We start from the raw sequence: 18,569 nt of genomic DNA, 5'->3' as shown, positions 1-18,569 counted from the left end.
GGTGTTCCGGTGCTGGTCAGGCCGGGAACGCAACGCGGGGCGCCGTACGTTTCTCGTACGGCGCTCCGCTCACGTCGTAGAGTTGCGCGCACCCCACACCAGATCTATTGATGATGAGGCCCACCGTGCGCCGACGCTCGCTGCTTCTCGCTGTTCCCGCCGGACTGTTGACGCTCGCCGGCTGTGGCGACGACAAGGCCGACAAGCCCAAGTCCAAGGCCACGGACGGCTCTTCCAACTCGGCGGACGCCTCCGCGAAGATCGTGGACGGGCCGCTGCCCGAGATCACCAAGGGCGACAAGTTCGGGACGAAGCCGACGGTCGCGAAGGGTTCGGGCGAGCCGTCGAAGGATCTGGCGGTGAAGGTGCTGATCGAGGGCAAGGACGCCAAGGTCGCCAAGGGCGACTATCTGCAGGCCGACTATCTGGGGCAGATCTGGACCTCGGCGAAGGTCTTCGACAACTCCTACGACCGCGGTACGCCGACGATCTTCCCGATCGGGGTCGGCCAGGTCATCCCCGGCTGGGACCAGGGTCTGGTCGGCAAGAAGGTGGGCAGCCGCGTCCAGCTGGGCATTCCGCCGGAGCTCGGGTACGGCGAGCAGGGCAACGAGCAGGCCGGGATCAAGGGCACCGACACCCTGGTGTTCGTGGTCGACATCGTGGGCACGTTCGGCGCGAAGAGCTCCGCGAAGGGCAAGGAGGTCGCGCAGGACGACAGCGACCTGCCGAAGGCCGGCACCAACACCGACGGCAAGGCGCCGTCCATCGACGTGCCGGAGAAGGACGCCCCGAAGAAGCTCGTCTCGAACTACGTGATCGAGGGCGACGGCGCGAAGCTGAAGGCCTCGGACACCGTGCTCGTGCAGTACAAGGGCGTGCTGTGGGACGGCGGCAAGGAGTTCGACTCCACGTACAAGCGCTCGCAGCTCGCGCAGTTCCAGCTGGCGCAGGTCGTCAAGGGCTGGTCGCAGGGGCTGACCGGCAAGAAGGTGGGCAGCCGGGTGCTGATCGTGGTCCCGCCGGACCTGGGGTACGGGGACAAGGAGCAGCAGGGCATTCCCGCGAACTCGACGCTGGTCTTCACGGTCGACATCATCGCGAAGATGTGAGCGCGAAGATGTGAGTCCGGCCGGTCCCGTCAAGATGTAAGACTGTCCCCGCTGCACATTCGCAACAGCAGGAGCAATTCACGTGAAGAACACGGACAAGCCCGAGGTCGACTTCCCCGGTGGCGAGCCCCCGGCGGACCTGGAGATCAAGGACATCTGGGAGGGCGAAGGGCCGGAGGCCAAGGCGGGTGACACCGTCCAGGTCCACTACGTCGGCGTTTCCTTCTCCAGCGGTGAGGAGTTCGACGCGAGCTGGAACCGCGGCACCCCGCTCGCCTTCCAGCTCGGTGCCGGCCAGGTCATCGCCGGCTGGGACAAGGGTGTGCAGGGCATGAAGGTCGGCGGCCGCCGCCAGCTGGTCATCCCGCCGCACCTGGCGTACGGGGACCAGGGCGCGGGCGGCGGCCGGATCGCCCCCGGCGAGACGCTGATCTTCGTCTGCGACCTGGTCGCGGTCTGATCCGACCCGGAGCCGGTCACCGAGGGCCCCTGCCTGTTGGCGTGGGGCCCTCGGCTTTTGCCACGACACCCCGGAGCGGTACGGTCGACCGTCGTAGAACAGCGTGCGTGGCAGGTGGGAGAGGGCGTCGATGGCGATTGCCAAGGCAGAGCGGCTGATGAATCTCGCGCTGTGCCTCCTGGGGACCCGGCGGCCGCTGAGCAAGCGTGAGTTGCGCGGCTCCATCGAGGCGTACCTCGAAGCGGGTTCCGACGACTCCTTCAACCGGATGTTCGAGCGGGACAAGGACGACCTGCGGGAACTCGGCCTGGTCATCGAGACGGTGGAGAACCTCGACGGGGACGTCGGCTATCTCGCCCGCCGCGACAGCAACCGCCTCCCGGCCGTCACCCTCGACGCCGAGGAGGCCGCCGCGCTCGGTCTCGCCGCGAAGGTGTGGCAGCAGGCCCGCCTCGCCGGTGCCGCGAGCGGTGCCCTGCAGAAGCTGCGCGCCGCCGGACTGCCGGAGGAGGTCGATCCGTACGAGCCGCACAGCGCCCTCGAACCACGGATCCCCGTGCACGAGGCGGCGTTCGAACCGCTGATGCTGGCTTGCCGCGACCGGCGTCCCGTCGTCTTCGACTACCGCAAGGCGAACGCCGCGCGCCCCGAGGCCCGGCATGTGGAGCCGTGGGCCCTGGAGTGCTGGCGCGGCCACTGGTACCTGGCCGGCTGGGACCGCGACCGGGGCGCCGAACGCCTCTTCCGGCTCTCCCGGATCACCGGCAAGGTCCGTTCGCGGGCCGGGAAGTTCACCGCCGAGGTCCCCGATGTCGTGACCGTACGGGAGACCGTGGCGAGCTGGGCCGGAGAGATCGCCGACCGCTCGGCGAAGCTCAAGCTGCGTGCCGGGGCGGGCTATCCGCTGCGCGCCAAGGCCACGGCCGTACGCGAACTCGGCGACGGCTGGGACGAGTTGGAGATTCCGTACGGGCACGGCATGGACGCCTGGCTCGTGGAGTTCGGGCCGGACGTGGTGGTGCTCGAACCCGCCGAGCTGCGGGCGGACGTCGTGGACCGGCTGCGTGCCGTGGCCAAGGGCTGAGGGGGAGACGGACAGACATGGCCGCGAACGCGATCGACCAGACCCGCAGGATGCTGTCCCTCGTCACGTATCTGCGCGAGCGCCCCGGCGCCCGGATCGCCGATGTGGCGCGGGCGTTCGGGATCAGCGAGGACGAGCTGATCTCCGACCTGGATGTGCTGCCGCTGTGCGGGACCAGCTTCCGCGGCGGGGACCTGCTCGACATCGACACCGACGGCGAGCGGATCTGGTGGCACAACCCGGCCGCCCTGTCCGCGGAGGCGGCGGCTCCGCTCAGGCTCGCCGCGGACGAGGCGACCGCGCTGCTCGTCGCCGCGCGTGCCGTGGCCACGCTGCCGGGGCTGCGCGAGGGCGACCGGGAGGCGCTGCTCCGCGCCACCGCCAAGCTGGAGGCCGCCGCGGGCGAGACGGCCGGGGCGAGCGACCGGCTCTCGGTCACCTTCGAGTCCGAGGGCGGCGTCTTCGCCGAGGTGGACCGGGCGATCTCCGAACGGCGCCGCCTGTGGGTGCGCTACTACTCGCCCGCGCGCGACGAGCTGACCGAGCGGGAGGTCGACCCGATCCGCCTGTTCGCGCTCGGCCACACGTACATGGAGGCGTGGTGCTACCGCTCCGAGGCGCGGCGCACCTTCCGCCTCGACCGGGTCGCGGAGATCCGCATCCTGGACGAGCCGGCCGCGCCGCCCGAGCTGGAGCTGCGCGACCTGTCCGAGGCGCTGGTGCAGCCCTCGGCCGACGACCCCGAAGTGGTCGTCGAGGTCGGGCCCGGCGGGCGCTGGGTCGCCGAGTACTACCCACACGACAGCGCCGAGGAGCTGCCCGACGGCGGCCTGCGGATCACCCTGCGCACCCCCGACCCGGCGTCGCTGCGCAGGCTGGCCCTGCGGCTCGGCCCGGACGGCCGGATCACCGCCCCCGAGGACCTGGCGCGCAGCGCGCGGAGCGCGGCGGTGGAGGCGCTTGCCGCGTACGAGGCCTCCGGCGGGCAGGGGGCCTGAGGGTGCCGGACATGCGCAGCGCGCCCGGTGGAGCGGCCGGATCCGGATCCGCTGCGGTGAGTGCGGACCACCTCGCCCACGGTGGCGGCGGGCCCGCCGGTCCCGGCCTCGCCGGTGCGCCGGGGATTCCGCGGCAGGCCGGCCCCACCCGGTTCAAGGCCGCCTGCCCCGACTGCCGGGCCCGCTTCCAGCTCGCCGCCGGCGCGATCCGGCTGGCCATCGGCGCCAGCCGCCGTACGACCTTCTACTGCTTCACCTGCCCCGAGTGCGACGCCGCCGTCCGCAAGCCCGCCGGGGAGCGGATCGTCGAACTCCTCACGCGCGGTGGGGTGCGGACCCTGCGGCTGCACTCCACGGTCTAGGGTGGCGCGCATGTTCTGGCCCATGATCGCGATCGCCCTGGGGTTCTGCGGGCTCGCCGTCCTCGGAGTGCTCGCCGTACGCGTCTTCGTCGAGGTCAGGCGACTCGGAGCGCAAGTCGCGGACACCGCGGGGAAGATCAACCGCGCTGCGGAGGACCTGGAGCGGGCCGCCGCCGACGTGGCGCGGGCTGGGCGGGACACGGTCTAGAGCCCGCCTCCGGAAGGCCTGTTCACGGCGCGTACGCGGCCCGAACGAGCGCCCGACGGCGGGGCGGAGGCGACAACCAGGAGTACGCAAGGGGATTGCCCTGCGTTTACTCCAGGGGGTTACGATCGCAGTGAAGCGCGGTGGTCGGATGCCTGTCCGGCCCACCGAGCACCTGATCCTGTCGCCTCGGTGAAGAAGGTAAACGCTATGGGTAGGCTCGGCCCCACCGAGATCATTCTGATCATCCTCGTCATCGTCCTCCTTTTCGGTGCGAAGAAGCTGCCCGACATGGCGCGTTCCCTCGGCAAGTCGGCCCGCATCCTCAAGAGCGAGGCCAAGGCGATGAAGAGCGACGAGAAGCAGAGCGCCCCAGCAGACCCGCCCAACCCGGGCACGGACCAGTCCGCTCCCCGTACGATCCAGGCCGCTCCCGGCGACGTGAACAGCGCGCGCCCGGTGAACGAGCCGTCCGACCGTACGACGCAGCGCTGATCCGGAGCAGGCCGGAGCGGGCCTGCCGCACGAGATGAGGACGTGGGTTGCTCAAGTCTGCCCGCCAACAGGAGAAGGACCCCGAGGGGCGTATGCCCCTCGCGGAGCATCTGCGTGAGCTCCGCAACCGGCTCACCAAGGGGCTGCTCGCCATCGTCGTGGTCACGGTCGTGGCCGCGTTCTACAGCGGGGAACTCATGGGGTTCCTCACCGAGCCGGTGCCCAGCTGCAAGGGAGGCCTGGGCGAGTCCACCGGCGGCAACTGCGCGGTGGTCTCCTTCAACACGCTGCTCTCGCCCTTCACCACCACGGTGAAGGTCAGCCTCATGGCCGGTGTGATCGTGGCGAGCCCGGTCTGGCTGTACCAGCTGTGGGCGTTCGTCGCGCCCGGGCTGCACAAGAGCGAGAAGAAGTACACGTACACCTTCGTGGCCGCCGCCGTACCGCTCTTCGCAGCCGGCGCCTACCTCGCGTACATCGTCCTGCCGGTGAGCATGAAGGTGCTGCTCGGCATCACCCCCGAGGGCTCCGCGAACATCCTCGCCCTCGACGACGTCCTGGACTTCACCGTCCGCATGGTCCTCGTGTTCGGTCTCGCCTTCGAGCTGCCGCTGCTGCTGATCATGATGAACCTGACCGGCATCGTCACCGGGCGCCGCATGGCCGGATGGTGGCGCGGCGTCGTCATGGGCGTCTTCGTCTTCGGTGCCGTCGCGACCCCGACCACCGACCCGGTCGGCATGATCGCCCTCTCCGGGCCCATCATCGTGCTGTTCTTCGCGGCCGTCGGCATCTCCCTCCTCAACGACAAGCGCCGCGCCCGCAACAACCCCGACGCCGCCCTCTCCGACGACGAGGCCGCCGAGCTCGATCTGACGCCCGAGAGCATCGAGGGGGTCGAGTCCGTGCCGGTGGCGCGGCAGCTGCCCGAGCAGGCGAGCGGCGACAGCAACGACCGCAGGACGCACGGTTACGACGACATCACCTGATCTTGTATGGTCCTGCCCCACACATTCGGAGGGGCCCGTAGTGACCAGCGAGATCACGCTCTTCGTCAATCCCACCGCAGGAGGCGGCCGGGGCGCGCACGCCGCGCAGCCGGCCGCCTCCGCGCTGCGGGCCGCCGGTTTCTCCGTACGCACCCTCGTCGGCAACGGCCCCGACGACGCCCTGCAGCGCGCCCGCGAGGCCGTCGGCGCCGGGACCGGCGCGCTCATCGCCGTCGGTGGCGACGGCATGGCGGGCCTCGCCCTGCAGGCCGTCGCCGGCACCCGCACCCCGCTCGGCGTGATCGCCGTCGGCACCGGCAACGACCTCGCCCGCGCCCTCGGCCTGCCCGTACGCGACCCCGAGGCCGCCGGCACCGTCGCCGCCGAGGCCCTGAAGAGCCCCCGCATCCGGCAGATCGACCTCGGCCGGGTCGGCGAACGCTGGTTCGGCACCGTCCTCGCCTCCGGCTTCGACTCCCGTGTCAACGACCGCGGCAACCGGATGCCCTGGCCCTCCGGGCGCCTCAAGTACGACCTCGCGATGATCGCCGAACTCGCCGCGTTCAAGCCCGTCCCGTACCGCATCCGGCTCGACGACGGGCCTGTCCTGGAGGTCGACGCCACCCTCGTCGCCGTCGGCAACGGCAGCTCGTACGGCGGTGGCATGCGGATCTGCGCCGGGGCCGTGCTCGACGACGGGCTGTTCGACGTCACCGTCGTCGGGGACTGCTCGCGCACCACGCTGCTGAAGGTGTTCCCGCGCGTGTACCAGGGCACCCACCTCGACCACCCGAAAGTCACCGTGCACCGGGCCGCGAGGATCAGCATCGAGGCGCCGGACGTCACCGGGTACGCCGACGGGGAGCCGTTCGGCCCGCTGCCGCTGACCGCTCGGTGCGTGCCGGGAGCGGTGCGCGTCCTCGCGCCCTGAGGCCCGCGTCCGCGTCCGCGTCCTCGGGCCGAACAAAGATCGCGACGCTGTCAGTGGTGGCGGGTAGGCTCGAAGACAAGATGACAGAGGACCTCTCACCGGCCGAGCGGTACGCGGCAGCACGCAAGCGGGCTGTCGAGCAGGCCACCGCACTCGCATCCTTCCGCGAGATGTACGACTTCGGGCTCGACCCCTTCCAGATCGAGGCCTGCCAGGCACTCGAAGCGGGCAAGGGCGTGCTCGTCGCCGCGCCCACGGGCTCGGGCAAGACCATCGTCGGCGAGTTCGCCGTCCACCTCGCCCTGAGACAGGGCAAGAAGTGCTTCTACACCACGCCCATCAAGGCCCTCTCCAACCAGAAGTACGCCGACCTGGCCCGCCGTTACGGCCAGGACAAGGTCGGCCTGCTCACCGGCGACAACAGCGTCAACGCCGACGCCCCGATCGTGGTCATGACCACCGAGGTGCTGCGGAACATGCTGTACGCGGGCTCGCAGGCGCTGCGCGGCCTCGGGTACGTGGTGATGGACGAGGTGCACTATCTGTCCGACCGCTTCCGTGGCGCCGTATGGGAGGAAGTGATCATCCACCTCCCCGAGTCGGTGACGCTGGTCTCCCTCTCGGCCACGGTCTCCAACGCCGAGGAGTTCGGCGACTGGCTGGACACCGTCCGCGGCGACACCGAGGTGATCGTCTCCGAGCACCGGCCCGTCCCGCTCTTCCAGCACGTCCTCGCCGGGCGGCGGATGTACGACCTCTTCGAGGAGTCGCAGGAGTCCCGCAAGCGCGCCGTCAACCCGGACCTGACCCGGATGGCGCGCCTGGAGGACTCCCGGCCCTCGTACGGCAGGGACCGCCGCAAGGGCAAGCGGATCCGGGAGGCCGACCGGGAGCGGGAGCGGCGCTCCAGGTCCCGGATCTGGACACCGGGCCGCCCCGAAGTCATCGACCGTCTGGACTCCGAGGGCCTGCTCCCGGCCATCACGTTCATCTTCAGCCGCGCCGCCTGCGAGGCCGCCGTACAGCAGTGCCTGTACGCGGGCCTCAGGCTGAACGACGAGGAGGGCCGGCAGAGGGTCCGCGAGATCGTCGAGGAGCGCACGGCCTCCATTCCCGACGAAGACCTGCACGTCCTCGGCTACTTCGAGTGGCTGGAGGCCCTGGAGCGGGGCATCGCCGCCCACCACGCGGGCATGCTGCCGACGTTCAAGGAGGTCGTCGAGGAACTGTTCGTCCGCGGCCTGGTGAAGGCCGTGTTCGCCACCGAGACCCTCGCCCTCGGCATCAACATGCCCGCGCGGTCCGTGGTGTTGGAGAAGCTGGTCAAGTGGAACGGCGAGCAGCACGCCGACATCACCCCCGGTGAGTACACGCAGTTGACGGGCCGGGCAGGCCGCCGCGGCATCGACATCGAGGGCCACGCCGTCGTGCTCTGGCAGCGCGGCATGAACCCCGAACACCTCGCGGGCCTCGCCGGCACGCGCACGTACCCGCTGCGCTCCAGCTTCAAGCCGTCGTACAACATGGCCGTGAACCTGGTCCACCAGTTCGGCCGGCACCGCTCGCGCGAACTGCTCGAAACGTCCTTCGCGCAGTTCCAGGCGGACCGCTCGGTCGTCGGCATCTCCCGCCAGGTGCAGCGCAACGAAGAGGGACTTGAGGGCTACAAGGCCTCCATGACCTGCCACTTGGGCGACTTCGAGGAGTACGCGCGGCTGCGCCGCGACCTCAAGGACCGCGAGACCGAGCTGGCCAAACAGGGCGCCGCGCAGCGCAGGGTGGCGGCGGCCGTCGCCCTGGAGAAGCTGAAGCCGGGCGATGTGATCCACGTTCCCACCGGCAAGTTCGCGGGCCTCGCCCTCGTGCTCGACCCCGGGCTCGCGGCCGGGCGGTCCAACGGCCACCGCGGCTTCGAGAGCCACGACGGGCCGCGCCCCCTTGTCCTCACCGCCGAGCGGCAGGTCAAGCGGCTCGCGTCGATGGACTTCCCGGTTCCGGTCGAGGCCCTGGACCGGATGCGCATCCCCAAGTCCTTCAACCCCCGCTCGCCGCAGTCCCGTCGGGACCTGGCCTCCGCGCTGCGTACCAAGGCCGGGCACATCCGGCCCGAGAAGCACCGCAAGGGCCGCTCTGCCGCCGCCGACGACCGCGAGATCGCCCGCCTGCGGGCCGCGCTGCGCGCCCACCCCTGCCACGGCTGCGACGAACGGGAGGACCACGCCCGCTGGGCCGAGCGGTACCACCGGCTCAAGCGCGACACCAGACAGCTGGAGCGCCGCATCGAGGGGCGCACCAACACCATCGCGCGCACCTTCGACCGCATCGTCGCCCTCCTCACCGAGCTGGACTACCTGCGCGGGGACGAGGTCACCGACGACGGCCGCCGCCTGGGCCGCCTCTACGGCGAGCTGGACCTGCTCGCCTCCGAATGCCTGCGCGCGGGCGTCTGGGAGGGCCTGAACCCGGCCGAACTCGCCGCGTGCGTCTCGGCGTTGGTGTACGAGGCGCGGGCCGCCGACGACGCGCTGGCGCCGAAGCTGCCCGCCGGGCCCGCGAAGGCGGCGCTCGGCGAGATGGTGCGGATCTGGGGGCGGCTCGACGCCCTGGAGGAGGAGTTCCGGATCAGCCAGGCCGAGGGCGTCGGCCAGCGCGAGCCCGACCTCGGCTTCGCCTGGGCGGCGTACATGTGGGCGTCCGACAAGAGCCTGGACGAGGTGCTGCGCGAGGCCGAGATGCCCGCGGGCGACTTCGTGCGCTGGTGCAAGCAGGTCATCGACGTACTCGGGCAGATCGCGGCGGCCGCGCCCAAGGACGGCAGCACGGTCGGCAGATGCGCCCGCAAGGCGGTGGACGCGCTGCTTCGCGGGGTTGTGGCGTACTCGTCGGTGGGGTGAGCCGGTTCACCGGTCGGTGGGGGCGGCTCGCGTTCAGCGCGTGGCGCCCCCGGACGCCCAGCCCTCGTGGTCCGTCCACGCCTGCAGCGTGCGCTCGCTCTCGAAGCGGTGCGCGCGGCCGGTCAGCGGGTCGGTGAACTCCAGGGTGCGGGCGAGGAGTTGCAGCGGCCGGGAGTAGTCGTCGGGCGCGGGGTCGGTGAGGCGCGGGTACACCGGGTCGCCGAGGATCGGCACACCGAGCGCGTTCATGTGCACCCGCAGCTGGTGGGTGCGGCCGGTGCGGGGGAGCAGGCGGTAGCGGGCGAGCGGGGCGGCCTCGGTGCCGGGGCCGTGCGTGCGGTGGTCGAGCAGCTCGATCCGGCTCTCGCTGTTGGGCTCGCCCGGAGCCTCGTACGCGGCGATGATCCCGCGGTCCTTCACGATCCGGCTGCGTACGGTCCGGGGCAGCTCAAGCGCAGGGTCGTACGGGGCGATCGCCTCGTACTCCTTGTGCACCCGCTTGTCGGCGAACAGCCCCTGGTACGCGCCGCGGTCGGCGGGGCGCAGCGTGAACAGGACGAGGCCGGCGGTGAGCCGGTCCAGGCGGTGGGCCGGGGAGAGCCGCGGCAGGTCGAGCTCGCGGCGCAGCCGGGCCAGGGCGGTCTCGGTGATGTGGCTGCCGCGCGGGGTGGTCGCGAGGAAGTGCGGTTTGTCGACGACGAGCAGATGCGTGTCGCGGTACAGCACCCGGAGCGGGAACGGCACGCGCGGCTCGGGGGCGAGCGGCCGGTGGAACCAGACGTGTGCGCCGGGGGCGTACGGGCTGTCGCCGCTCAACGGGCCGTCCACGCCCGCCACTTCACCGGCGGCGAGCAGCGCGTCGACCACGCCGGCGTCGACCGGAAGCCGGTCCACCAGATGATCCCGCACGGTCGCCCAGGACCCGTCGACGGGCAGCCGCAGATGCACCGGGTCGATCCCGTCACGCTGATCGAGGGGCGAGTCGGGGATACGGGGCTTGCGTCGGGGCACGGGGGCCAGGGTACGGGGGCGGGGCCGCGGTGGAGGGGCGCGGTCGTACGGGACCCCGTGCGTGCCCGGAGGCGGCGCGGCCCCGGTGGGGATCCGGGGCCGTGCGGGGCGTCGTAGGGGTGGCGGTTCGGTCAGGCTGCGTTCGCGCCGACCGGGGATTCCTGCTCCGCCTCCACCTGGGCGTTCCAGTCGCGCTTGGCGGACTGCCAGCCCTCCTCGTTGTGGCCGAGGCGCCAGTAGCCGGAGATGGAGAGGCGCTCGCGGGGGATCTCGCGGTCCAGGCGGAGGTGGCGGCGGAGCTCCTTCACGAAGCCCGCCTCGCCGTGCACGAACGCCTGGACGTCACCGGCCGGGAAGTCGAGGCCCGTGACCATTTCGACCAGGGCCTGGCCGACCGGGCGGGAGCCGCGGTGCAGCCAGGTGATCCGGGCGCCGCCGGGGGAGACCACGTCCTGCTCCTCCTCCGAACCGGCCACCTCGACGAAGGCGTGCACCGGTGCGCCCGCCGGGATCCGCTCCAGGGACGCGGCGATCGCGGGCAGCGCCGACTCGTCGCCGGCCAGGAGGTGCCAGCCCGCGGCGGCGTCCGGCGCGTACCCGCCGCCCGGGCCCAGGAAGCGGACCCGGTCGCCCGGACGCGCCGCGGCGGACCACGGCCCTGCCAGGCCCTCGTCGCCGTGGACCACGAAGTCCACGGTCAGCTCGCGGAGTTCGGGGTTCCAGGCGCGCACCGTGTACGTGCGCGTCACCGGCCACTGGTCGCGCGGAAAGTCCGCGCGGATCCGCTGGATGTCGAACGGCTCGGGGTAGGTCACGCCCGGGGCCGGGAACAGCAGCTTGATGTAGTGGTCGGTGTGCGTGCCCGCCTCGAACCGGTCGAGGCCGGGGCCGCCGAGCACCACCCGCTGCATGTGCGGGGTGAGCCGCTCGGTACGGACCACCTCCGCGAGGTGGGCCTTCGGCGCTGTGCGGGCCGGACGTTCTGCCACGGAGGCCTCCTGACCAGAGAAGTATCGCTTAGGTAAGCCTAAGTTAACACCTCGGTCCGGAGGAGGCCTCCCCCTTCGAGGATCCTTCGAGGTTCAGAGGTCTCACCCTTCGAGGATCAGAAGCAGCCGCTTCACCGGACCCGTCAGGCCCCAGCGGGTGGCCAGCTCGTCGAGCGCCGCCGGGTCGCGCGGCTCGCGGGGCAGGGTGAGCGGAACGTCCGGGACCGGGACGTCCGTGGCGACGCGGACGACCTTCGGCGCCACCGCGACGTACGGCCGGGACTCGTCCAGGCGCTTGCGCTGCGAGGGCGTGAGCTTCGACTTCGGGTCGTCGACGGCGGCCATGATCCCGGCGAGGTCGCCGAACTGGGCGAGCAGCTTGGCTGCGGTCTTCTCGCCGATGCCGGGGACGCCGGGCAGGCCGTCGCTCGGGTCGCCGCGCAGCAGCGCCAGGTCGACATAGCCGGAGCCGTCCACCGCGTACTTCTCGCGCAGCCACGCCTCGTCGGTGACCTGGAGCGTGCCGACGCCCTTGAGCGGGTACAGGACGCGGATCCCGCGCTTGTCGTCGACCAGCTGGTAGAGGTCGCGGTCGCCGGTGACGATGTCGACCGGGCCCGTGGCGCGGGCGGCGAGCGTGCCGATCACGTCGTCCGCCTCGTACCCCGGGGCGCCGATGCGGGTGATGCCGAGGGCGTCCAGGAAGTCCTCGATGATCGGCACCTGCGGCGAGAGGGTGTCGGGGATCTCCTCCTCGTCGGCACCCCCGGGCACCTCCTCCGCGACGCGATGCGCCTTGTACGAGGGGATGAGGTCCACCCGCCACTGCGGGCGCCAGTCCGCGTCCATGCAGGCCACCAGCTCGTCGGGGTGGTGGTCGAGGACCAGGCGCGTGATGAATTCGAGCAGCCCGCGCACGGCGTTCACCGGCGTGCCGTCCGGGGCCTTCACGGATTCCGGGACGCCGAAGTACGCCCGGAAGTACAGGGAAGCGGTGTCGAGCAACAGACACTTGGGAGGGCGGGTTGTCATGCCGACAGGATCGCACTGCTCGTCCCATGGACGCCGAACGCCCCGGCATCCATCCAGGCGTGGGATGCCGTTCCGTCGTCCCGTGCGCGTCTTCGCCGATGGTCGCGTACCTGTGGCCCTCCCCGAGTCGTCCCGTCGGTCCGTCCGATGTCCTGCCTTGATACCGCCATGGGTCACGGCCTCTTCGGGCACCGGGGCGCGTGCCGGTACTCGACGACCGGAGAGCCGGACGGGCGGCCGACGGAGTATCGCCGGGTGAGCTCCAACGGCCCGATCGGCCGTTGGCATGTCGTGCATCGGTGCCCCTGTGGCGCATACGTCAGGTACTCGTAGTTGCCGGGGTGGATGTCCTTCGTCCTGGTCATGGACCGATGTTCGGCCGGACCACCGGGACGGTGGAACCGCGTACGTTTCCCACTCCGGGACGTCCCGCGTGCGGTAAAACGTCCCTAACAACGTCCGGAGTGCGGGGAGACGCTGACCATGCCGAACGAGCGCTTACGGGCCCTCATGGCGTCCGGGGGCTGGACGCATGCAACGCTCGCCGAGAAGGCGGGTGTTGATCCGAAGAGCGTTGAACGATGGGTCAACCTCGGGCGAACTCCCCGGCGCGTGACGGCACTTCAAGCCGCCGAGATCCTAGGGGAAGATGTGTATGCGCTCTGGCCAGCGCTTCGGCAGGCCCGCGCGGCAAGGGCGGTCAGTCCGGAGTTGGTCGCCCTGTACGAGCAGCGGGCGGACCTCCCCGCGTCGACGTACGTGGACCTGTTCGCCCAAGCGCAGGAATGCATCGACGTGTTGGTGTACGCGGCGGTGTTCCTGCACGAGGCGTATCCCCGTCTGAACGACCTGATCCGCGAGCGGGCCGCCGAAGGGTGCGCCGTTCGCATCGCCATCGGAGACGCCGACAGCGAGAACGTCAGGCAGCGCGGCGAGGAGGAGCGGTTCGGCCACGGCATCGAATCGCGCTGCCGCTTGGCGCTGATGCACTACCGGCCCTTGCTCGGCACGCCGGGGATCGAGCTGCGCACGCATGGCACGACGCTCTACAACTCGCTGTACCGCGCCGACGATCAGGTGTTGGTCAACACTCACGTGTTCGGCGTGAACGCGTACGGCGCGCCCGTATGGCACCTCCGCCGCAACGCGAGCGGCGGCATGTTCGACGCGTACGCGGACAGCTTCGAAGCCGTGTGGGACAAGGCCACGCCGGTGCAGCAGGATTGAGCGATGGCACGTACCGAGTACTTCAACGACCCCGAAGCTCCAGAGCCGAACAGCATGGTCGTGGCGGCGTCGGCCGTCGTGACCGATGACACGGGCCGCATCCTGCTGCAACGGCGCTCCGACAACGGCTTGTGGGCGTTGCCGGGCGGCGGTATGGACATGACCGACTCGCTGCCAGGGTGCGCCGTGCGCGAGGTCCGCGAAGAGACCGGTCTGGTCGTCGAGATCACCGGGCTTGTCGGTACGTACACCGACCCGCGCCACGTCATCGCGTACACGGACGGCGAGGTGCGCCGACAGTTCAACGTGTGCTTCATGGCGCGGATCGTGGGCGGCTTGTTGGCCATCTCGGATGAAAGCACCGAGGTCCGGTTCGTCGCTCCCGGCGAAGTGGATGCGCTGCCGATGCACCACACCCAGCGGCTTCGGATCGGGCACTTCCTCGAAGGTCGGTCGACGCCGTACCTGGGGTGACGCCGAACGCCGAACGTGTGAATGCAGAGAACGCCCCGGTCGCGGCTCCGATATCGGGCCACGCCGGGGCGTGAAAACCTTCGAGATCCGTGCGTATCCGATGACCCGGCGTAGACGCCGCCCCGTCACGGCCCCGTCACGGTTCCCTCACACCGAGGCGATTACGTCCCGTGTCCGGCCGTACGCGGAAACAGTGGATGAACATCCAGGGCTGTGAGCTGGAACACTCTTGCGTTTCAGGCGGATGGGTCCAGGGCAGGCGCGAACCCGGAGCGAACCGATTGACGGATTCAACTAGTCCGTTTGAAACGGTGAGCGGGAGGATTCCGCGTCGCTCCACGGCCCGCCGGCGGGGGAGGCGGGCCGTCTCACGTACGAACCGAGAGGCTTTATGTCCAGGCTGCAGGCCGAGCACCTCTACAAGGTGTTCGGCAGACGACCCGACGACGCGGTCCGCAGGCTCGAAAGCGGTACCGACCGCGACGAGCTCCGCGCCGACGGCACCACCGCCGCGGTGATCGACGCTTCGTTCACCGTCGAGCCGGGCCAGATCTTCGTCGTCATGGGTCTGTCCGGATCCGGCAAGTCCACGCTGCTGCGCATGCTCAACGGACTGCTCGAACCGACCGCCGGCCGGGTGCTCTTCGACGGTGAGGACATCACGCACCTCAGCCCGCGCAAGCTGCGCGAGGTCCGCTCGAAGAAGATCAGCATGGTCTTCCAGCACTTCGCCCTCTTCCCGCACCGCAGCGTCCTGGAGAACGCCGCGTACGGCCTCGAAGTGCAGGGCGTCAGCCGGAGCGAGCGCGAGGAGCGGGCCACCGAGTCGCTGCGCCTGTGCGGCCTGGAGGGCTGGGAGAAGTCCTGGCCCGACGAGCTGTCCGGCGGTATGCAGCAGCGCGTCGGCCTGGCCCGCGCGCTCGCCACCGACGCCGACCTGCTGCTCATGGACGAGTCGTTCAGCGCGCTCGACCCGCTGATCCGGCGCGACATGCAGGACCAGCTCCTGGAGCTGCAGAAGACCCTGAAGAAGACGATCGTCTTCATCACCCACGACCTCAACGAGGCGATGCGTCTCGGCGACCAGATCGCGGTCATGCGGGACGGCCGGATCGTGCAGACCGGCAGCTCCGAGGACATCCTCGTGCGCCCCGCCAGCGACTACGTCGCGTCCTTCATCCAGGACGTGGACCGCTCCCGCGTGCTCACCGCCGGTGCCGTCATGGAGCCGGTCGAGGGGGCCGCGGACGCCGTGCGCGCCGCCGCGCCCGCGACGGTCGGCAAGGACACGCCGCTCGTCGAGCTGTTCTCGCTGTGCGCAGCCGCCGACGCCCCTGTCGCCGTGGCCGACGCCGCGGGCGAGCTCGTCGGCCAGGTCTCGCGTACGCGCCTGCTCACCGCGCTCGGCGAGGAGAACGCCGCGGTGGAGAACGCCGCCGTGGAGGGCGACGCCGTGGAGGGCGACGCCGTGGAGCCCGCCGTACCGCACCAGCGGGACGAGGCGCTCACGCTCACCAAGCAGGACGCGAAGCCCGACGCGGACGCCAAGGCCGCCGAGGGCGTGAAGCCCGACGAAGACGAGGCCAACGACGCCGAGGAGGTGGCCACGAATGCCTAGGGTCCCCCTCGGAGACTGGGTCAACAGCGGAGTCAACTGGCTCCTCAACAACATGAGCTGGCTGTTCGACGCCATCAAGGCGGTCGTCACCGGCCTCTACGACGGCATCGTCGCCGTCCTCTCCGCGCCCGAGCCGCTGCTGCTCGTCGGTATCCTCGCGGTGCTCGCGTTCTGGCTGCGCGGACTGCTCGCCGGTGTGCTGAGCTTCGCGGGCTTCGGGCTGATCGTCTCGATGGGCCTCTGGGCCAACGCGATGATCACGTTGTCCCTGGTGCTCGTCGCCACGATCATCGCGCTCGTCGTCTCGGTGCCGCTCGGCATCTGGGCGGCGCGCTCCAGCACCGTCAGCGGGATCGTCCGGCCCGTCCTGGACTTCATGCAGACGCTGCCCGCGATGATCTACCTGATCCCGGCCATCCTGTTCTTCGGCCTGGGCGCGCCCGCGGGCATCATCGCCACCCTGATCTTCGCCCTGGCCCCCGGCGTCCGCATGACGGAGCTGGGCATCCGGCAGGTCGACAAGGAACTGGTCGAGGCGGCCGAGGCGTTCGGCACCACGCCGCGCAACACGCTGCTCCGCGTCCAGCTCCCGCTGGCCCTGCCGACGATCATGGCGGGCGTCAACCAGGTCATCATGCTGGGCCTGTCCATGACCGCGATCGCGGGCATGGTCGGCACCGGCGGCCTCGGCGGTGACGTCAACCAGGCCATCGGCCAGCTCGACGTGGGCCTCGGCGCCGAGGCCGGTGTCTCCATCGTCATCCTCGCCATCTACCTGGACCGCATCACCGGCTCGCTCGGCACCCAGGTCTCGCCGCTCGGCCGTCGCGCCGCCGCCAAGGTGCGCGCCGTGCAGGGCCTGAAGATCTGGAGCTACCGTCCGCGCCCCGCGTTCGCGGTGGTCGGCGTCGTGATCCTCGCCCTCGTGGCCGGCGGCCTGAACTTCATGGGCAAGGCCGACACCGAGGCGGCCGGCGACGGCACCAACGTCGGCCAGGGCAAGAAGATCTCCATGGGCTACATCCCGTGGGACGAGGGCGTCGCCTCCACCTTCCTCTGGAAGGAGATCCTGGAGCAGCGCGGCTTCAAGCCCGAGGTCAAGCAGCTCGAAGCGGGCCCCCTCTACACCTCCCTCGCGCAGGGCCAGCTGGACTTCCAGACCGACGCCTGGCTGCCCACCACGCACGCGGAGTACTGGAAGAAGTACGGCTCCAAGCTGGAGGACCTGGGCGACTGGTACGGCCCGACCTCCCTGGAGCTCACCGTGCCCTCGTATGTGAAGGGCATCGACTCGCTCGCGGACCTCAAGGGCCAGGGCGACAAGTTCGACGGCAAGATCATCGGCATCGAGCCCAGCGCCGGCATGATGAAGCTGCTCAAGGACAAGGTGCTCAAGGAGTACGGCCTGGAAGGCGAGTTCAAGGTCGTCGACGGCTCGACGCCCGCGATGCTGGCCGAGCTGAAGCGCGCGTACGCCAAGAAGGAGCCGATCGTCACCACCCTGTGGTCGCCGCACTGGGCCTACAGCGACTTCGACCTGAAGAAGCTGAAGGACCCGAAGGGCGCCTGGGGCGAGGGTGACCAGGTGCACACCGTGGCGCGCAAGGGCTTCGCGGCCGAGAACCCCGAGGTCGCCAAGTGGCTGAAGGACTTCAAGCTCACCGAGAAGCAGCTCACCAGCCTTGAGTCGGAGATCAACAAGGCCGGCAAGGGCAAGCAGCAGGAGGCCGTCCGCGGCTGGCTGAAGAAGAACCCGGGCCTGGTCGACAAGCTCGCCCCCGTCCAGAAGAAGGCGCCCACCGAGGGCGGCAAGGGCGAGGCCGCGCGTCCGGTCAACGTGGCCTGGTTCCCGTGGGACGAGGACGTCGCCGTGACGTACCTCTGGAAGAACGTCCTGGAGAAGCGCGGCTACACGCTGAACCTGAAGCAGTCCGACGTCGGCCCGGTCTTCGCCGGTCTCTCCACGGGCTCCCTGGACGTCAACTTCGACGCCTGGCTGCCGACCACGCAGAAGCAGTACTGGGACAAGCACAAGAACGACCTGGTCAAGCTCGGCTCCTGGTACAGCCCGACATCGCTGGAGATCGCGGTCCCCTCGTACGTCAAGGGCGTGAAGTCCATCGAGGACCTCAAGGGCCGCGCCGACGAGTTCAACGGCAAGATCATCGGCATCGAGCCGGGCGCCGGGATCATGACCAAGATGAAGGACAAGATCCTTCCGGGCTACGGCCTCGACAAGGAGTACCAGCTCGTCAAGGGCTCCACCCCGGCGATGCTGGCCGAGCTCAAGCGCGCGTACGCGAAGAAGGAGCCGGTCGCCGTGCTGCTGTGGACGCCGCACTGGGCGTACAGCGAGTACGAGCTGACCAAGCTGAAGGACGGCAAGGGCCTGTTCGGCGAGGGCGACAAGCTCTACAACATCGCCAACAAGAACTTCCCGAAGCAGTACCCGCAGCTCTCCAAGTGGCTGAAGAACTTCAAGATGAGCGAGGAAGAGCTCGCCAGCCTGGAGAACGAGATCAAGAAGCGCGGCAAGGGCCAGGAGGAAGCGGCCGTCGAAGCGTGGATGAAGGACCACCCGGGCATGGTCGACCGGATGGCGCCGATCGGGTAACCGACGGCCGCAGCACCCCGAGGGGTGGGTCTCCCCAGGTCGTACGACCTGCGGCGGGGCCCACCCCTCGGGGT

General features: G+C 70.4%; 17 protein-coding genes. 14 read left to right on the top strand and 3 right to left on the bottom strand.

Annotated elements, in window-relative coordinates:
- Positions 1 to 125: 125 nt before the first annotated feature.
- From QIS99_RS11805 to QIS99_RS11760, 10 genes are all read left to right on the top strand, one after another.
- On the top strand, positions 126 to 1,112 hold the full coding sequence (locus QIS99_RS11805) for an FKBP-type peptidyl-prolyl cis-trans isomerase (protein WP_282513157.1): 987 nt from the start codon (positions 126 to 128) through the stop codon (positions 1,110 to 1,112).
- A gap of 82 nt (positions 1,113 to 1,194) precedes the next feature.
- Entirely contained in the window at positions 1,195 to 1,572 is a 378-nt protein-coding gene (locus tag QIS99_RS11800) for an FKBP-type peptidyl-prolyl cis-trans isomerase (protein ID WP_282513156.1), read from the top strand.
- A gap of 130 nt (positions 1,573 to 1,702) precedes the next feature.
- Entirely contained in the window at positions 1,703 to 2,656 is a 954-nt protein-coding gene (locus tag QIS99_RS11795; RefSeq protein WP_282513155.1) for a helix-turn-helix transcriptional regulator, read from the top strand.
- 17 nt (positions 2,657 to 2,673) lie between these two features.
- On the top strand, positions 2,674 to 3,654 hold the full coding sequence (locus QIS99_RS11790) for a helix-turn-helix transcriptional regulator (protein WP_282513154.1): 981 nt from the start codon (positions 2,674 to 2,676) through the stop codon (positions 3,652 to 3,654).
- Positions 3,655 to 3,779: 125 nt separating this feature from the next.
- The gene (locus QIS99_RS11785) at positions 3,780 to 4,016 is read left to right on the top strand and encodes a hypothetical protein (protein ID WP_282513189.1); all 237 of its coding nucleotides are present in this window, start codon (positions 3,780 to 3,782) and stop codon (positions 4,014 to 4,016) included.
- A 10-nt stretch (positions 4,017 to 4,026) separates the two neighbouring features.
- Positions 4,027 to 4,224, top strand: a complete 198-nt coding sequence (locus tag QIS99_RS11780) for a hypothetical protein (protein WP_282513153.1) — start codon at positions 4,027 to 4,029, stop codon at positions 4,222 to 4,224.
- Positions 4,225 to 4,431: 207 nt separating this feature from the next.
- Positions 4,432 to 4,716 (top strand): Sec-independent protein translocase subunit TatA, encoded by a 285-nt coding sequence (gene tatA / locus QIS99_RS11775; RefSeq protein ID WP_282513152.1) that lies wholly within the window; start codon positions 4,432 to 4,434, stop codon positions 4,714 to 4,716.
- Positions 4,717 to 4,808: 92 nt separating this feature from the next.
- Entirely contained in the window at positions 4,809 to 5,705 is an 897-nt protein-coding gene (tatC, locus tag QIS99_RS11770; RefSeq protein ID WP_282513151.1) for a twin-arginine translocase subunit TatC, read from the top strand.
- A gap of 40 nt (positions 5,706 to 5,745) precedes the next feature.
- Positions 5,746 to 6,636 (top strand): diacylglycerol kinase, encoded by an 891-nt coding sequence (locus QIS99_RS11765; protein WP_282513150.1) that lies wholly within the window; start codon positions 5,746 to 5,748, stop codon positions 6,634 to 6,636.
- A gap of 80 nt (positions 6,637 to 6,716) precedes the next feature.
- On the top strand, positions 6,717 to 9,530 hold the full coding sequence (locus tag QIS99_RS11760; protein ID WP_282513149.1) for a DEAD/DEAH box helicase: 2,814 nt from the start codon (positions 6,717 to 6,719) through the stop codon (positions 9,528 to 9,530).
- 33 nt (positions 9,531 to 9,563) lie between these two features.
- Here QIS99_RS11760 and QIS99_RS11755 read toward each other — a convergent pair whose 3' ends face one another.
- The 3 genes from QIS99_RS11755 to QIS99_RS11745 all read right to left on the bottom strand — a co-directional run bounded on the left by QIS99_RS11755 (position 9,564) and on the right by QIS99_RS11745 (position 12,562).
- Positions 9,564 to 10,541 (bottom strand): RluA family pseudouridine synthase, encoded by a 978-nt coding sequence (locus tag QIS99_RS11755; RefSeq protein WP_282513148.1) that lies wholly within the window; start codon positions 10,539 to 10,541, stop codon positions 9,564 to 9,566.
- A gap of 131 nt (positions 10,542 to 10,672) precedes the next feature.
- A complete protein-coding gene (locus QIS99_RS11750; RefSeq protein ID WP_282513147.1) occupies positions 10,673 to 11,530 on the bottom strand; it encodes a siderophore-interacting protein in 858 nt (285 codons plus the stop codon).
- Between the two features lie 102 nt (positions 11,531 to 11,632).
- Entirely contained in the window at positions 11,633 to 12,562 is a 930-nt protein-coding gene (locus QIS99_RS11745; RefSeq protein WP_282513146.1) for a 5'-3' exonuclease, read from the bottom strand.
- A gap of 483 nt (positions 12,563 to 13,045) precedes the next feature.
- Between QIS99_RS11745 and QIS99_RS11740 the strand changes: the two genes are divergently transcribed.
- The 4 genes from QIS99_RS11740 to QIS99_RS11725 all read left to right on the top strand — a co-directional run bounded on the left by QIS99_RS11740 (position 13,046) and on the right by QIS99_RS11725 (position 18,495).
- On the top strand, positions 13,046 to 13,789 hold the full coding sequence (locus QIS99_RS11740; protein ID WP_282513145.1) for an XRE family transcriptional regulator: 744 nt from the start codon (positions 13,046 to 13,048) through the stop codon (positions 13,787 to 13,789).
- Positions 13,790 to 13,792: 3 nt separating this feature from the next.
- Complete coding sequence (locus tag QIS99_RS11735) at positions 13,793 to 14,263, top strand: NUDIX hydrolase (RefSeq protein WP_282513144.1); 471 nt, start codon at positions 13,793 to 13,795, stop codon at positions 14,261 to 14,263.
- Positions 14,264 to 14,654: 391 nt separating this feature from the next.
- Positions 14,655 to 15,881, top strand: a complete 1,227-nt coding sequence (locus QIS99_RS11730; protein ID WP_282513143.1) for a quaternary amine ABC transporter ATP-binding protein — start codon at positions 14,655 to 14,657, stop codon at positions 15,879 to 15,881.
- The gene (locus QIS99_RS11725) at positions 15,874 to 18,495 is read left to right on the top strand and encodes an ABC transporter permease/substrate binding protein (RefSeq protein ID WP_282513142.1); all 2,622 of its coding nucleotides are present in this window, start codon (positions 15,874 to 15,876) and stop codon (positions 18,493 to 18,495) included. The genes QIS99_RS11730 and QIS99_RS11725 overlap by 8 nt, the downstream gene beginning before the upstream one ends.
- The last annotated feature ends 74 nt before the right edge of the window (positions 18,496 to 18,569 follow it).

The sequence above is a fragment of the Streptomyces solicavernae genome (assembly GCF_029968095.1).
GTDB classification, from domain to species: Bacteria; Actinomycetota; Actinomycetes; order Streptomycetales; family Streptomycetaceae; genus Streptomyces; species Streptomyces solicavernae.
Note: the sequence above shows the minus strand (reverse complement) of the source record. Positions and strands in the feature narration are given on the sequence as shown.

What these genes read in the sequence shown, in the direction of transcription:
- QIS99_RS11760 (WP_282513149.1), top strand. Translation starts at nt 6,717, where the DNA reads ATGACAGAGGACCTCTCACCGGCCGAGCGGTACGCGGCAGCACGCAAG.
- QIS99_RS11780 (WP_282513153.1), top strand. Translation starts at nt 4,027, where the DNA reads ATGTTCTGGCCCATGATCGCGATCGCCCTGGGGTTCTGCGGGCTCGCC.
- QIS99_RS11735 (WP_282513144.1), top strand. Translation starts at nt 13,793, where the DNA reads ATGGCACGTACCGAGTACTTCAACGACCCCGAAGCTCCAGAGCCGAAC.
- QIS99_RS11795 (WP_282513155.1), top strand. Translation starts at nt 1,703, where the DNA reads ATGGCGATTGCCAAGGCAGAGCGGCTGATGAATCTCGCGCTGTGCCTC.
- QIS99_RS11730 (WP_282513143.1), top strand. Translation starts at nt 14,655, where the DNA reads ATGTCCAGGCTGCAGGCCGAGCACCTCTACAAGGTGTTCGGCAGACGA.
- tatA (WP_282513152.1), top strand. Translation starts at nt 4,432, where the DNA reads ATGGGTAGGCTCGGCCCCACCGAGATCATTCTGATCATCCTCGTCATC.
- tatC (WP_282513151.1), top strand. Translation starts at nt 4,809, where the DNA reads ATGCCCCTCGCGGAGCATCTGCGTGAGCTCCGCAACCGGCTCACCAAG.
- QIS99_RS11745 (WP_282513146.1), bottom strand. Translation starts at nt 12,562, where the DNA reads ATGACAACCCGCCCTCCCAAGTGTCTGTTGCTCGACACCGCTTCCCTG.
- QIS99_RS11740 (WP_282513145.1), top strand. Translation starts at nt 13,046, where the DNA reads ATGCCGAACGAGCGCTTACGGGCCCTCATGGCGTCCGGGGGCTGGACG.
- QIS99_RS11790 (WP_282513154.1), top strand. Translation starts at nt 2,674, where the DNA reads ATGGCCGCGAACGCGATCGACCAGACCCGCAGGATGCTGTCCCTCGTC.
- QIS99_RS11725 (WP_282513142.1), top strand. Translation starts at nt 15,874, where the DNA reads ATGCCTAGGGTCCCCCTCGGAGACTGGGTCAACAGCGGAGTCAACTGG.